We start from the raw sequence: 13,881 nt of genomic DNA on the forward strand, positions 1-13,881 counted from the left end.
ATCAACCTCGGCCTCACCCGCACCAACGGACGCTGGAACCTGCCGACACCAGCATGAACAGGCCAGTGGCGGGCCGGCTACGCCGACCCGCCACATCAGACCACGAAGATCTTCATCGGACTTCTAGGCCGTGTCTTCCACACCATCGCCGGGGCCGCGACGCCTGCCACGCACGCTCGCGGCGTTGCCGGACCGCTTACAGACGACCGAGTATGCGCACGGCCCGGCGCCTTGCGAGCGCACGCGTCAGACGCCGCGGCCTGGCCCGACGCCGGTTCGAAGACACGGCCTAGGGACGCGTTGCCGTCAGGGCAGCGTGATGCGGTCCGGGCGGGTGTAGACGTTGGCGCGCCGGCCGCGGACGAATCCGGCGAGGGTGACACCTGCGGTCTCGGCCAGTTCCACCGCGAGCGAGGAGGGAGCGGAAACCGCGGCCAGCACCGGGATTCCGGCCGCCGCGGCCTTCTGGACGAGTTCGAAGGAGGCCCGTCCGCTGACCGCGAGCAGCATGCCGCGCAACGGCAGCCTGCCTTCGCGCAGTGCCCAGCCGACGACCTTGTCGACGGCGTTGTGCCGGCCCACGTCCTCGCGGGTGGCCAGCACCGTGCCGTCCGCGGTGAACAGGCCGGCGCCGTGCAGGCCGCCGGTGGAGTCGAACAGCTTCTGCCGCTCGCGCAAGCGGTCCGGCAGCGAGTAGAGCACCTCCGGGGCGATCGTCACCGGGTCCTCGGCCACCGACCAGCAGGCGTTCGCACGGACGGATTCGATCGAGCTCTTGCCGCATATTCCGCAGGCACTGCTGGTGAAAGTGGTGCGGTGCAGCGACCAGGACGGCTCGGGCGCGTCGGCGGACAGGTCGACCTCGACGATGTTGTACGGGTCGTGTTCGTGCCCGTCCTCGGCCCGACGGTTGTCCGTGCAGTAGCGCATGCGGGCGAGTTGGTCGCGGCCGTTGACCGCGCCCTCGCTCAGCAGGAATCCGGCGACGAGGTCGAAGTCGTCCCCCGGCGTGCGCATCGTGACCGCGACCTGCCGCCCGCCCACCCTGATCTCCAGGGGTTCCTCGGCGGCCAGACTGTCGCGCGCGCCGACCGCGCCCGCGCCGTCCAGCCGCAGCACGCTCGTCCGCGCATTCACCTTGGCCATACGCTCCAGACTAGGCCCTGTTTCCGCCGACAGCCTGCGGAAAGGGCGTGGCGCGAGGCAAGAACAGATTGCGGTGCGCGCACCATGGCGCTCGGTCGCGGCCGGTGGAGTGAATGCGGAGCGGACGTCATGCACAAGGCCCCCGGCTCCTATCGGGGGAGCCGGGGGCCTCGAGCTCAAGCACTGTCGTCCTGGGCACGCCCGTGAGACGGGCGGTAGGGACGGCTAGAGCTTAGGTTGTGCTCTTGACGCTTCGTCACACTGAGCCTTCGCGGGCTGCGGATGTGCCGGTGCGCGCGGCCACTGCGGGCGTTCGGTCAGAGCGTGCTTCGAGGGCTGTTCTCACAGCTGGTTCTTCGCCCGATCCGACGTCCACCGGCACAGGGCCTGCGGCGCGGGCCATGCCCACAGCCGTCTACCAACGCAGCAGCGGTCGGGCTGCTCGTGGCGGCGTAGGCGGTTTTACAGCGGGCGGACGTGCTCGGCCTGCGGGCCCTTCGGACCCTGGGTCACGGTGAACTCGACTCGCTGGTTCTCCTCCAGGGTGCGGTAACCCGAAGAGTCGATCGCCGAGAAGTGCACGAAGACGTCGGCGCCACCGTCGTCCTGGGAGATGAAGCCGTAGCCCTTCTCCGAGTTGAACCACTTGACCGTACCGGAAGCCATTTTTCTCCTTGGTGAAAACAGGGGGACGACGAACGAAACGCACACCGTGTGCGTCTCGGGTTGCCGTTTCGTGACCGTCCCGCCCGCTGGCTACCGCGGAGGGTGGCGCCGCAAACACAAAGGCCCGCGGCCGTACTCCCGCGGGCATTCAACGAAGCATTCAGGGAACTGCAGCTGCAACCAAGGGCAACCCTAGCACGCTCAGGCCCGTTCGCAGGGTCACTCGCACGAGTGATTCCGCCACCGATCCGCGGCGGAGAAAACCTGTGGAAATCAGGGGCGCAGACGTCCTACGGTCGTTATTATGCCCTCCCCCTTGCCGCCAGGCAGCTCACCCGTCCCCTCGCCACCCAAACCGACCGGACAATTCGCCTCGCTGTGGAGACTTCGCCGCTACGCCCAGCCCTACCGGGGCAAGCTGGTGGTGATGTTCGCGGTCGCGCTGGCCTCGACCCTGATCGGGGTCGCGGTTCCGCTGCTGACCAGTACCGTCATCAACGGTCCGCTGCGCACCGGGGACCGCGACGCGCTGTGGCTGCTCGGCCTCTACGCCCTGCTTTTCGGGCTGGCCGAGGCCGTCTTGATCCTGACCCGGCGGCTGACCCTGGCCAGCAGCGTGCTCGGGATCGAACGCGATATACGCGACGACCTCTACGAGCATCTGCAGCACCTCGACGTCGGCTTCCACGACTCCTGGCAGTCCGGGCAGCTGGTGAGCCGGATGACCAGTGACATCTCCTCGATCCGGCGCTTCTTCGGCTTCGCGCTGATCTTCCTCGTGGTCAACTCGATCACCTTCGTCTCCGTGGGCGTGCTGCTGATCGCCATCGACCCGCTGCTGGGCGGGATCGTTGTGCTCTTCGGCGTGCCGCTGAGCATCGTCGTCTTCCGCTACGAGAAGGTCTACCGGCGCAACATCCGCGCCGTGCAGGACCAGCAGGGCGAGGTCGCCACCGACGTCGAGGAGTCCGCCCTCGGCATCCGCGCGATCAAGTCCTTCGGGCGGCGCGACCTTTTCTTCAGCCGCTACGACGACAAGGCCGTGCACCTGCGCACGCTCCAGCTGCGCCAGATCCGGACCCTGGCCCAGATCTGGGCCTGGATCATCGCCCAGCCGCAGACCGTGCTCGCGCTGCTCACCCTCTTCGGGGTGGCCGCGACCGCGTCCGGCAAGCTCAGTCTCGGCACGCTCGTCGCCTTCGTCGCGCTCTACCAGATGCTGATCTGGCCGATCGAGTCCTCCGGCTGGCTGCTGGCCGCCTCACAGGAGGCCAACACCGCCGCCGAGCGCATCTTCGAGGTGCTCGACACACAGCCGACCATCGTCGAGCCGGACGCCGTGCGGCCCTCCACCGGAGCGGGCCGGCTGGAGTTCGAGAACGTCGGCTTCTCCTACCCGGGCTCGGACGAGCTGCTGCTGACCGGGATCAACCTGGTCATCGAGCCGGGTGAGACGCTCGCCGTGGTCGGCCCGACCGGCTGCGGCAAGACCACCCTGACCTCACTGGTGCCGCGGCTGTACGACGTGACCGAGGGACGGGTGCTGCTCGACGGGGTGGACGTGCGCGAACTCTCCCTCGCCGACCTGCGGACCCGGGTGGCCTGCGCGTTCGAGGACCCGACCCTGTTCTCCGCCAGCGTGCGCGAGAACCTGGCGCTCGGCCGCCCCGACGCGGACGAGGAGCAGGTCGCCGAGGCCCTGCGGGTGGCGCAGGCACAGTACGTGCATGATCTGCCGTGGGGGCTCGACACGCGGGTGGGCGAACAGGGCATGTCGCTCTCCGGCGGTCAGCGCCAGCGGCTCGCCCTGGCGCGTGCGGTGCTCGGCCGTCCCACCATGCTGGTGCTCGACGATCCGTTGTCCGCGCTCGACATCCACACCGAGGGTCTGGTCGAGCAGGCGCTGCGCTCGGTGCTGTCCGAGACCACCGGACTGGTCGTGGCGCACCGGCCGTCCACCGTGCTGCTGGCCGACCGCGTCGCGGTGCTCGGCCCGGCGCCCGGCGGCGGCACCACCGTGGTGGCCGAGGGCACCCACCACGAACTGCTCGAGACCAACGCGGTCTACCGCGATCTGCTCTCGCAGAGCTCCGAGCTCGCAGAGCTCGCCGACCTGACCGATCTGGCTGAGGAGGCTGTGCGTTGACCACCGCCGTCGACACCGAGAATCCCGACGCGGCCGAACAGGCCGCCGCATCCCCCGTTCCCGCCGCCGAAGACTGGCGCGGGGTCGCCGCCGAGGACACCGAGGAGGTCTCGGCCAAGGGCGGGGTGTTCCTGCGCGCCCGCTCGCGCCGGCTGCTCGGCGCGCTGATCCGGCCGCACCGCCGGGCCATGCTGTTCGCCACCGTGCTCATCATCGTGGTCACCGGCTTCGAGATGTGCGCGCCCTACCTGGTGTCCGTGGGCATCGACGACGGCATGCCCGCGGTCAAGCACGGCGACTGGACCCCGATCGTGCTGGCCGCCGCGGGCATCGGCGGCTCCGCACTGCTCGGCTCGCTGCTGCGGCTGAAGTTCCTCACCCTGGCCGGACGGATCGGCCAGGACATGCTGCTCGCACTGCGCCGGCGGGTGTTCCAGCAGTTCCAGGCGCTGCCGATCGCGTTCCACGAGAAGTACACCTCCGGCCGCGTCATCTCCCGGCTGACCAACGACCTCGACGCACTCAACGACCTGATCAACTCCAGCCTGGACGGACTGATCAGTGCTCTGCTGAACATCGTGGTCATCGGCACCCTGCTCGCGGTGATCGACCCGATGCTCTCGGTCATCGTGCTGGTCTGCCTGCCCGCCCTCGGCGGGCTGCTGGTCTGGTACACCAAGGGTTCCCGGGTCGCCTACCGCCAGCAGCGGGCCGCGGTGGCCGCGTGCATCGTCCAGTTCGTGGAGACGCTCAACGGCATCAGGGCCGTGCAGTCCTTCCGGCGCGAGGTGCGCAACCGCGACATCTTCAGCAAGCTCAACCAGGACTACGTCGACGCCAACGCCAAGAGCATGATGATGTTCGGCTGGTTCATCCCGGGCATCGTCGCGGTGGGCGCCATCGCCACCGCCTCGGTACTGGTCTTCGGCGGCTTCCAGGTGATGGACGGCAGCCTCCAGGTCGGCCTGCTGACCGCCTACATCCTCTACATGCGCAAGTTCTTCGACCCGATGCAGGACCTCGCGGTCTTCTACACCTCCTACCAGTCGGCCGCGGCGGCGCTGGAGAAGCTCTCCGGCGTGCTCGAGGAGCGGCCCGAGGTGCCGGAGCCGACCGAGCCGCGGGAGCTGCCCGAGCCGGTGCGCGGGCAGATCACGTTCGAGGGCGTGCGCTTCTCCTACCCGAAGCGGGACAAGGACGAGGCCGAACGGGTCATCCTGCCGGGCCTCGAGCTCGAGATCCCGGCCGGGCAGACGGTCGCGCTGGTCGGGGCCACCGGTGCCGGCAAGTCCACCCTGGCCCGGCTGATGTGCCGCTTCTACGACCCGATCCAGGGCGCGGTGCGGCTCGACGGGATCGATCTGCGCGAGCTGCGCGACCGTGACCTGCGCAAGGGCGTGATCATGGTGACCCAGGAGAACTTCCTGTTCAGCGGCTCCGTGGCGGACAACATCCGGTTCGGCCGGCCCGAGGCCACGGACGAGCAGGTGGAGCAGGCCGCGCGGGCCATCGGCGCGCACGAGTTCATCGCGCGCCTGCCCGAGGGCTACCAGACCGACGTCAAGAAGCGCGGCGGACGCCTGTCCGCCGGGCAGCGGCAGCTGGTGGCCTTCGCCCGGGCGTTCCTGGCCGATCCGGCGGTGCTGATCCTGGACGAGGCCACCTCCTCGCTGGACGTGCCGAGCGAGCGGCTGGTGCAGCGGGCGCTGCGCACGATCCTGGCCGACCGCACGGCGCTCATCATCGCGCACCGGCTGTCCACCGTGGAGATCGCCGACCGGGTGCTGGTGATGGAGTCCGGCCGGATCGTCGAGGACGGCGAGCCGGAGGCGCTGATCTCGGCCGAGGTCGCGACCGGCGACGCCCCGTCCCGGTTCGCCGCGCTGCACGAGGCCTGGCGCGAGTCGCTGGTCTGAGGACGCGGCGGCGCCGGAGGCATGTGCAGGGAGCCCGTCGGGCCCGGACCGGATCCGGGCCCGGCGGGCTCTGCCGTTTCCCGTCAGTGCATTGATCCACGCGGTGAGTTCCGGCGAAAGGGCGGCCCGCGACGCGCCGTCGTGTTGCAGGGCACTCATGTGTGCGGGCTGCCCGCATAGTGCGACAAGCCGACATCTGTCGGCCTGAATGAGTCAGAAGGTGGCGCAGTGCGGGCAACCGGTACCAATGCGGTGGCCAAATGGGCAGGATTCGGGCGGGAGATGTCGGATTGCTTCGCGAAGTCCTACGATCTGCCCATGACCCGGGTTTTGCTGGCTGAGGACGACACCGCGATCGCCGATCCGCTGGCGCGGGCGTTGCGGCGGGAGGGCTACGAGGTCCAGGTGCGCGGCGACGGCCCGACCGCCCTGGAGCACGCGATGTCCGGCGCGGTGGACCTGCTCGTGCTCGACCTCGGCCTGCCCGGGATGGACGGGCTCGAGGTGTGCCGCCGGCTGCGCTCGGAGGGCCTGGGCTTTCCGGTCCTAGTGCTCACGGCGCGCGCGGACGAGGTGGACACGGTCGTCGGGCTCGACGCGGGCGCGGACGACTACGTGACCAAGCCGTTCCGGCTGGCCGAGCTGCTCGCGCGGGTCCGGGCCCTGCTGCGGCGCGGCGCCCCGGAGACGGCGAGCACGGCCCGCGGCGTACGCATCGACGTCGAGTCGCACCGCGCCTACCTGGGCGAGGAGGAGCTCAACCTCACCGCCAAGGAGTTCGACCTGCTGCGCGTCCTGGTGCGCGACGCGGGCCGGGTGATCACCCGGGAACAGCTCATGCGCGAGGTGTGGGACACCACCTGGTGGTCCTCCACGAAGACCCTGGACATGCACATCTCCTGGCTGCGCAAGAAGCTGGGCGACGACGCGGGCAACCCGCGGTTCATCTCCACCGTGCGCGGGGTCGGCTTCCGCTTCGAACGCAGCTGAGGCCGGGCCGGCGGGGAGGGGCGCGTACAGCCATGCGGGGCAGGTTGATGCGGTCGATGGTCTCGGCCGTCTTTCTGGTGACCTTGCTGCTCGGGGTGCCGTTCGCGATCCTCGACGACAAGTTCATCACCCGGTCCGAGCAGGACTCGCTGAACCAGGAGGTTCAGCGGATCGGCATACTCACCGACGTGCAGCTGCCCGCGGACCAGTTCGACACGAACGCGCTGCGCTCGGACCTCTCGCCCGGCCGCGGCGCCCGGATCACCTTCTCGGCGAGCTCGGGCCGCGCGCCGGTGAGCATCGGGCCGGTGATCACCGACGAGCCGCACCAGAGCGAGGTCTACCAGGGCCGCGAGGGCGAGACCGTCGTGGTCAGCGAGTCCTGGCAGCCGATCCAGCAGCGCATCCGGCTGCAGCTGCTGCTCCTGGTGGCGGCCGCGCTAGCCGCGTTCGCCGCCGCGGCGGGCGTCTCCTACCTGCAGGCGCGGCGGATATCGCGCCCGTTCTACGAGCTCGCGGGCACCGCCGAGCGCCTCGGCGCGGGTGACCAGCGGCCCAGGCACCGGCGCTACGGCATCGCCGAGCTCGACCGGATCGCCGAGGTCATCGACCGTTCCGCGGACCGGGTCTCGCGGGTGATGGCGAAGGAGCGCAGGCTCGCCGCCGACGCCTCGCACCAGCTGCGCACCCCGCTCACCGCGCTCTCGATGCGGCTCGAGGAGATCATCGAGGCGGCCGACATGGAGACGGTCAAGGAGGAGGCGGCGATCGCGCTGACGCAGGTGGAGCGGCTGACCGACGTGGTGCAGCGGCTGCTGACCGACTCGGGCGACACGCGCCGGGCCGACACGGTGGGCACGCCCACGGACATGGACCTGATCATCCGGCAGCAGATCTTCGAGTGGCGCCCCGCCTTCCGCAGCGCCCGGCGCCCCATCCGGGTCGACGGCGGCCGCGGCCTGCTCGCCGCCGCCACCCCCGGATCCTTCGCCCAGGTGCTGGCCACGCTGCTGGAGAACTCCCTCATGCACGGCGCGGGACCGGTGACCATACGGACTCGGACGGCCGGGGGCTCGGTGGTCGTAGAGGTCTCCGACGAGGGCCCGGGCGTCCCGGCCGAGCTCGGCGCCCGCGTCTTCGAGCGGGCCGTCTCCGGCCGGGCCTCGACCGGCCTCGGCCTGTTCGTCGCCCGCGAGCTCGCCGAGGCCGACGGCGGCCGGCTCGAACTGCTCCAGCAGCGCCCTCCGGTCTTCGCGCTGTTCCTGCCGAGATTCGGCTGACCGGGTGAGTGCGGCCGGGTAGGGGAGCAGGCGGAGCCGGCCGGGACATGAGAAGGCCCCCGCCGCTGAGTGCGGCGGGGGCTTCGGAGTCTGGGGGTCGGGCCGGCGTCGGCGGCGGCCCGAGCTCTCTCTAGCGGGAGGCCTTCGACAGCAGGGCGCCTGAGCCTGAGCGGGGCGCCTCGGAGTCCAGCTGCGAGGTCGGCAGCGGCTGCTCGCTGTACGGGAACTGGTCCCCGGCCAGTGCGGGCTCCGCCTCCGGGAAGATGAAGGTGCGGTAGCTCCAGAACCGGAAGGCCATACCGATGCCGATACCGAGAACGAACTTGCTGAAGAAGATCTCGAGGTGACTGTCCAGGTGCATCACATAGTAAGTCAGTGCAGTGATGCCGGTCTGGATCGCGATGGCGATGCCGTTGATCGCGAGGAACAGCACGACCTCGCGGGTCCCGCCCGACTCGCGATCCTTGTAGGTCCAGTAGCGGTTACCGAGATAGGCGACGCCGGTGGCCACCACGTTCGCGATGATGTACGCGGTCAGCTCGTCGTTCTTCTGGACGGCGAGGTAGGCGTAGTTCACGGCGATGGTGACTACATAGGCGAGGCCTCCGACGATGCCGAATTTAGCGACCTCGTGAATGAGGTGCTCAACGCGGCTGTACACAGCACTTACCAATGCCACCGTGGGTACCTGCCTGACATTCCGGGAGCAGTACGTTCTACGAGACTAGCGGCTTCGCCTGACAGGGATGCCGTAGCTCAGCCGGTCGTAGCAGACCTGTGACGGATCTTTTGCGCTCGAGAAGCATTCTCTCCTTGGGGGTCTCCGACCGCTCCGGCCGGGTGTCTCCAAGGACAAATTAGATCATATCGGACGTCCGGGCACTCGGCCGGGTTCGCTAGGCTTGGGCGTTGTGAACGACCTCGTCAGCCCCCCTCCCCCCGCAGGTCCGACCGTGGGCGTCATCGGCGGCGGCCAGCTCGCCCGGATGATGCAGCCGGCCGCGATCGCGCTCGGCGTGCACCTGCGCGTATTGAGCGCGAGCCGGCAGGATTGCGCGAATCAGGTGATCCCGGACGTCGTGATCGGCCAGGTGGATGACGTCGAGGCCGTGCTGGGCTTCGCCCGCGGCTGCGACGTGATCACCTTCGAGCACGAGCACGTGCCCGCCGAGGTGCTCGAGCGCCTGGTGCAGAGCGGTATCCCGGTCAGGCCCGGGCCGCAGGCCCTGCTCTACGCCCAGGACAAGGGCGAGATGCGGGCGCGGCTGAGCGCCCTTGGCCTGCCCTGCCCGGCGTGGCGGCTGGTGTCCGACGGGGCCGAGGCCGCCGAGTTCGCCGCGCAGACGGGCTGGCCGATCGTGCTCAAGGCCACCCGCGGCGGCTACGACGGCCGCGGCGTGTGGGTCGTCTCGGACGAGGCCGCCGCCGCGCGTGTCGCGGCCGAGGCCGCCGAGCGCGGGGTCGCGCTGCTCGCCGAGGCCGCGGTGCCGTTCGTGCGGGAGCTGTCCGCGCAGGTCGCCCGCTCGCCGCACGGCCAGGCCGTGGCCTACCCGGTGGTCGAGACGGTGCAGCGCGAGGGCATCTGCCGCGAGGTCTACGCCCCGGCGCCCGGGGTGGACGAGGCCGCCGCGCTCGAGGCCCAGCGGATCGCGCTGACGATCGCCAAGGAGCTCGAGGTCACCGGCATGCTCGCGGTCGAGCTGTTCCAGACCGCGGACGGCGCCCTGTGGATCAACGAGCTGGCCATGCGGCCGCACAACTCCGGCCACTGGAGCATCGACGGCGCGCTGACCAGCCAGTTCGAGAACCACCTGCGGGCCGTGCTCGACCTGCCGCTCGGCGCCCCGGACCCGCACGCCCCGCTGGCCGTGATGGCCAACGTGATCGGGCTTGACCTGCCCGACCTCTACCCGGCGTACCTGCACTGCCTGGCCCGCGACCCGGGCCTGAAGATCCACACGTACGGCAAGGCGGTCAAGGCGGGCCGGAAGATCGGGCACGTGACCGTGCTCGGCGCCGAGCTCGACGACTGCCTCGAGCGCGCCCGCCACGCGGCGGCCTATCTGAGAGGCGAGATCGATGAGTGAGCTGACGGGCGGCCGTCCGGTGGTGGGCATCGTCATGGGATCGGATTCGGACTGGCCGACCATGCGCGCCGCCGCCGAGGCGCTCGAGGAGTTCGGCGTCGGCTACGAGGCGGACGTGGTCTCGGCGCACCGCATGCCGAAGGAGATGATCGAGTACGGCGAGCAGGCGGCCGGGCGCGGCCTGAAGGTGATCATCGCCGGCGCCGGCGGCGCGGCCCACCTGCCCGGCATGCTCGCCTCCGTCACCCCGCTCCCGGTCATCGGCGTGCCGGTGCCGCTGAAGTACCTGGACGGGATGGACTCGCTGCTCTCCATCGTGCAGATGCCGGCCGGCGTGCCGGTGGCCACGGTCTCGGTGGGCGGCGCGCGCAACGCGGGCCTGCTCGCCGCGCGCATCCTGGCCACCCAGGACGCGGACCTGATGGCGGCCATGCGCGAGTTCCAGGTCCAGCTCGGCGCCCAGGCGAAGGCCAAGGGCGCGGCGCTGCGGGCCTCGGCGGCCCGGGCCTGACCGACGCCGGCGCAGACGGCGAAACGGCGGCGCGCCAGCGGTCCTGGTCGAGGGCGTTGCGCCCGTCCAGGACGCGGCGCTCGGAGACGACCTCGGCCACCACGGCCGGGTCGAGCTCGCGGAACTCGGTCCACTCGGTCAGGTGCAGGATCAGGTCCGCGCCCTGGGCCGCGGCCAGCGCCGAGTCGGCGTAGTGCAGCGTGGGGAAGTGCTTGGCCGCGGTCTCGTTGGCCTTGGGGTCGTACACCGTCACCTGCGCGCCCTGCAGCAGGATGGACGCCGCGACGTTCAGCGCCGGGGAGTCGCGCACGTCGTCGGTGTTGGGCTTGAACGCGGCGCCCCAGACGGCGATGCGCTTGCCCAGGAACGACCCGTCGCACTCCTGGCGGGCCAGCTCCACCGTGCGCGCGCGGCGGCGCATGTTGATCGCGTCGACCTCCTTGAGGAAGGCCAGCGCCTGGTCCACGCCGAGCTCGCCGGCCCGGGCCATGAACGCGCGGATGTCCTTGGGCAGGCAGCCGCCGCCGAAGCCGAGGCCGGGGACCAGGAAGCGGCCGCCGATGCGCGGGTCGAGGGAGAGCGCCTGTGAGAGCTTCATCACATCGGCGCCGGCCGCCTCGCACACCTCGGCCATCGCGTTGATGAAGGAGATCTTGGTGGAGAGGAACGCGTTCGCGGCGGTCTTGACCAGCTCGGACGTGGCCAGGTCGGTGACCAGCAGCGGGATGCCGGCGTCGGTGATCGGGGCGTAGAACTCGCGCAGGGCCTGCTCGGCCACCTCGTCGGCCACGCCGATGACCAGGCGGTCCGGGCGCAGCGTGTCCTCGACCGCGAAGCCCTCGCGCAGGAACTCGGGGTTCCAGGCCAGGCGCATGTCCTCGCCGGCCGGGGACAGGGCCTTGAGCTTGGCGGTCATCCGGCTCGCGGTGCCGGCCGGGACGGTGGACTTGCCCACGAACAGGGCGCCGACGTCGAGCAGCGGGGCCAGGTTCTCGAAGACCGACTCGATGTACGTGGTGTCGGCCGCGTACTCGCCCTTGCGCTGCGGGGTGTTCACGCACACGAAGTGGATCGTCTCGGCCCGCTCGTCGCCGCCGAACTTGGCCACGTCGGCGTACGAGGTGGTGAAGCGCAGGCGGCCGGTGGCGACCTGCTCGGCCAGCAGTTCGTCGAAGCCGGGCTCGAAGAAGGGCGCGCGACCCGCCGCCAGGGCGGCGATCTTCTCGGCGTCGACGTCCATGCCCAGGACCTCGTAGCCCAGGGAGGCCATGCTCGCGGCATGGACCGCGCCGAGATAGCCCGTCCCGATGACGGTGATCCGCTTCACGTGTTCACTCCTTCTCGCACGGCGCTCACCGCCGTCGCAGCCATGGCCGCTCGACCTGTTCAGGCACCCCAGGGTAACGAGCCTTCCTGATGGATGTCTGCGGGGGACCGGCTTCGATCGGCCGCCAGGCCTGGCAAATTCCCTACTGATGGGTAACATGGGCCTTGTGACCCAGGAATTCGATCTCTACGCCGTCCGCGAAGAGCACGAGCTGCTGCGCGAATCCGTGCGCGCGCTCGTGGAGAGCAAGATCGCGCCGTACGCCGCCGCCGTCGACCACGAGGCCCGCTACCCGCAGGAGGCCCACGACGCCCTGCACGCGGCGGACATGGCGGCCATCCACATCCCCGAGGAGTACGGCGGCGCCGGGGCGGACGCCCTGGCCACGTGCATCGTGATCGAGGAGGTGGCGCGCGCGTGTGTGTCCTCCTCGCTCATCCCCGCGGTGAACAAGCTCGGCACCATGCCGGTGATCCTGGCCGGCTCCGAGGAGCTCAAGCAGCGCTACCTGCGTCCGGTCGCGCGCGGCGAGGCGATGTTCTCCTACGCGCTGTCCGAGCCGGACGCCGGGTCCGACGCGGGCGGCATGACCACCCGCGCCGTGCCGGACGGGGACGGCTGGCGCCTGAACGGCGTCAAGCGCTGGATCACCAACGCGGGCGTGTCCGAGTACTACACGCTCATGGCCGTGACCGAGGCCGGCATCGGCACCAAGGGCATCTCGGCCTTCGTGGTGGAGAAGTCGGACGAGGGCGTCTCCTTCGGCGCGCCCGAGCGGAAGCTGGGCATCAAGGGCTCGCCCACCCGCGAGGTCTACCTCGACAACGTCTGGATTCCCGGCGACCGCATCATCGGCGAGCCGGGCACCGGCTTCCGGACCGCCATGCGCACGCTCGACCACACCCGCGTGACGATCGCCGCCCAGGCCGTCGGCGTGGCGCAGGGCGCCCTCGACTACGCGACCCGGTACGTCAAGGAGCGCAAGCAGTTCGGCAAGCCGATCGCGCAGCTGCAGGGCGTGCAGTTCATGCTGGCGGACATGGGCATGAAGCTCACCGCGGCGCGTCAGCTCACGTACGCGGCCGCGGCCAAGTCCGAGCGCAACGACGCGGACCTGACCTACTTCGGCGCCGCGGCCAAGTGCTTCGCCTCCGACGCGGCCATGGAGATCACCACCGACGCGGTGCAGCTGCTCGGCGGCTACGGCTACACGCAGGACTATCCGCTCGAGCGGATGATGCGCGACGCCAAGATCACCCAGATCTACGAGGGCACGAACCAGGTCCAGCGCGTCGTGATGGCGCGCCAGCTGCTCAAGGACTGAGGACCGAGGACCGAGGACTCGGGAGCAGGCGCTCGAGGCCTAGACGAGGCGATCCCCGGAGTGCGGCCGGGGGTCCTTCCACGCCTGCGCCGACCGTTCGCCGTCGATGCGGCCGAGGACCCGGCGGGCCGTCTCCCGGATCGCGGTCCAGCCCGGGTCGTGCGCGAGCGCGTCGAGCGTCCAGCGCTCGGCGTTGGCCCGGCCGCGCATGGTCGTGAACAGGCCGTGGATCACCTTGAGGTCGGCCAGGACGGCGGGGCCGAGATCGAAGAGCCCTTCTTCGACGAAGACGTCCACCATCGCGAACGCGTCGTTGAACTCCAGGGCCAGAGCGTCGGTCGGCATGCGGTGTTCCTCGGACCAGGCACGCTGGTCCGGGGCGTCGGCGGCCAGCATCGTCAAGGACTCGACCAGCATCCGGCGCAGCGGATAGGCGGCAGCGCTCACAGCGTGATCATCGCACGCGCGGCGGATGTGCGCGGCGGTTT

General features: G+C 70.4%; 11 protein-coding genes and 1 pseudogene. 7 read left to right on the plus strand and 5 right to left on the minus strand.

Translation table 11 applies throughout. From position 1 onward, the window contains the following. Window positions 1-306: 306 nt before the first annotated feature. Window positions 307-1,146 (minus strand): formate dehydrogenase accessory sulfurtransferase FdhD, encoded by an 840-nt coding sequence (gene fdhD, locus KDL01_RS17510; RefSeq protein WP_212529590.1) that lies wholly within the window; start codon window positions 1,144-1,146, stop codon window positions 307-309. A gap of 462 nt (window positions 1,147-1,608) precedes the next feature. Next, complete coding sequence (locus KDL01_RS17515) at window positions 1,609-1,812, minus strand: cold-shock protein (protein WP_212529591.1); 204 nt, start codon at window positions 1,810-1,812, stop codon at window positions 1,609-1,611. 304 nt (window positions 1,813-2,116) lie between these two features. Here KDL01_RS17515 and KDL01_RS17520 point away from each other — a divergent pair, with 304 nt between their 5' ends. The 4 genes from KDL01_RS17520 to KDL01_RS17535 all read left to right on the plus strand — a co-directional run bounded on the left by KDL01_RS17520 (window position 2,117) and on the right by KDL01_RS17535 (window position 8,144). Continuing rightward, window positions 2,117-3,958 carry an ABC transporter ATP-binding protein gene (locus KDL01_RS17520; RefSeq protein WP_212529592.1) on the plus strand — a complete coding sequence of 614 codons (1,842 nt, stop codon included), beginning with the start codon at window positions 2,117-2,119 and terminating at the stop codon, window positions 3,956-3,958. After that, on the plus strand, window positions 3,955-5,874 hold the full coding sequence (locus KDL01_RS17525) for an ABC transporter ATP-binding protein (RefSeq protein ID WP_212529593.1): 1,920 nt from the start codon (window positions 3,955-3,957) through the stop codon (window positions 5,872-5,874). The genes KDL01_RS17520 and KDL01_RS17525 overlap by 4 nt, the downstream gene beginning before the upstream one ends. A 318-nt stretch (window positions 5,875-6,192) precedes the next feature. Continuing rightward, window positions 6,193-6,864, plus strand: coding sequence for a response regulator transcription factor (locus tag KDL01_RS17530; RefSeq protein ID WP_034267493.1), 672 nt, complete (start codon window positions 6,193-6,195; stop codon window positions 6,862-6,864). A gap of 32 nt (window positions 6,865-6,896) precedes the next feature. Next, window positions 6,897-8,144, plus strand: a complete 1,248-nt coding sequence (locus KDL01_RS17535) for a sensor histidine kinase (RefSeq protein WP_212529594.1) — start codon at window positions 6,897-6,899, stop codon at window positions 8,142-8,144. A gap of 130 nt (window positions 8,145-8,274) precedes the next feature. On the opposite strand, the gene KDL01_RS17540 is transcribed toward KDL01_RS17535, so the two are convergent. Beyond that, entirely contained in the window at window positions 8,275-8,805 is a 531-nt protein-coding gene (locus tag KDL01_RS17540; RefSeq protein ID WP_212529595.1) for a GtrA family protein, read from the minus strand. Window positions 8,806-9,055: 250 nt separating this feature from the next. On the opposite strand from KDL01_RS17540, the gene KDL01_RS17545 reads away from it, so the two are divergent. Then, window positions 9,056-10,231 (plus strand): 5-(carboxyamino)imidazole ribonucleotide synthase, encoded by a 1,176-nt coding sequence (locus KDL01_RS17545; RefSeq protein WP_307846377.1) that lies wholly within the window; start codon window positions 9,056-9,058, stop codon window positions 10,229-10,231. Beyond that, window positions 10,224-10,742 carry a 5-(carboxyamino)imidazole ribonucleotide mutase gene (purE, locus tag KDL01_RS17550; protein WP_212529596.1) on the plus strand — a complete coding sequence of 173 codons (519 nt, stop codon included), beginning with the start codon at window positions 10,224-10,226 and terminating at the stop codon, window positions 10,740-10,742. The genes KDL01_RS17545 and purE overlap by 8 nt, the downstream gene beginning before the upstream one ends. Before the next feature lie 25 nt (window positions 10,743-10,767). Here purE and KDL01_RS17555 read toward each other — a convergent pair. Continuing rightward, window positions 10,768-12,069: pseudogene (locus tag KDL01_RS17555) on the minus strand (UDP-glucose dehydrogenase family protein); the annotation flags it as partial. 166 nt (window positions 12,070-12,235) lie between these two features. Between KDL01_RS17555 and KDL01_RS17560 the strand changes: the two are divergent. Then, window positions 12,236-13,393, plus strand: coding sequence for an acyl-CoA dehydrogenase family protein (locus KDL01_RS17560; RefSeq protein ID WP_307846378.1), 1,158 nt, complete (start codon window positions 12,236-12,238; stop codon window positions 13,391-13,393). 39 nt (window positions 13,394-13,432) lie between these two features. Here KDL01_RS17560 and KDL01_RS17565 read toward each other — a convergent pair whose 3' ends face one another. Further along, window positions 13,433-13,840 (minus strand): hypothetical protein, encoded by a 408-nt coding sequence (locus KDL01_RS17565; RefSeq protein ID WP_212529598.1) that lies wholly within the window; start codon window positions 13,838-13,840, stop codon window positions 13,433-13,435. Window positions 13,841-13,881: the final 41 nt, after the last annotated feature.

It is taken from the genome of Actinospica durhamensis, from assembly GCF_018139695.1.
GTDB classification, from domain to species: domain Bacteria; phylum Actinomycetota; class Actinomycetes; order Streptomycetales; family Catenulisporaceae; genus Actinospica; species Actinospica durhamensis.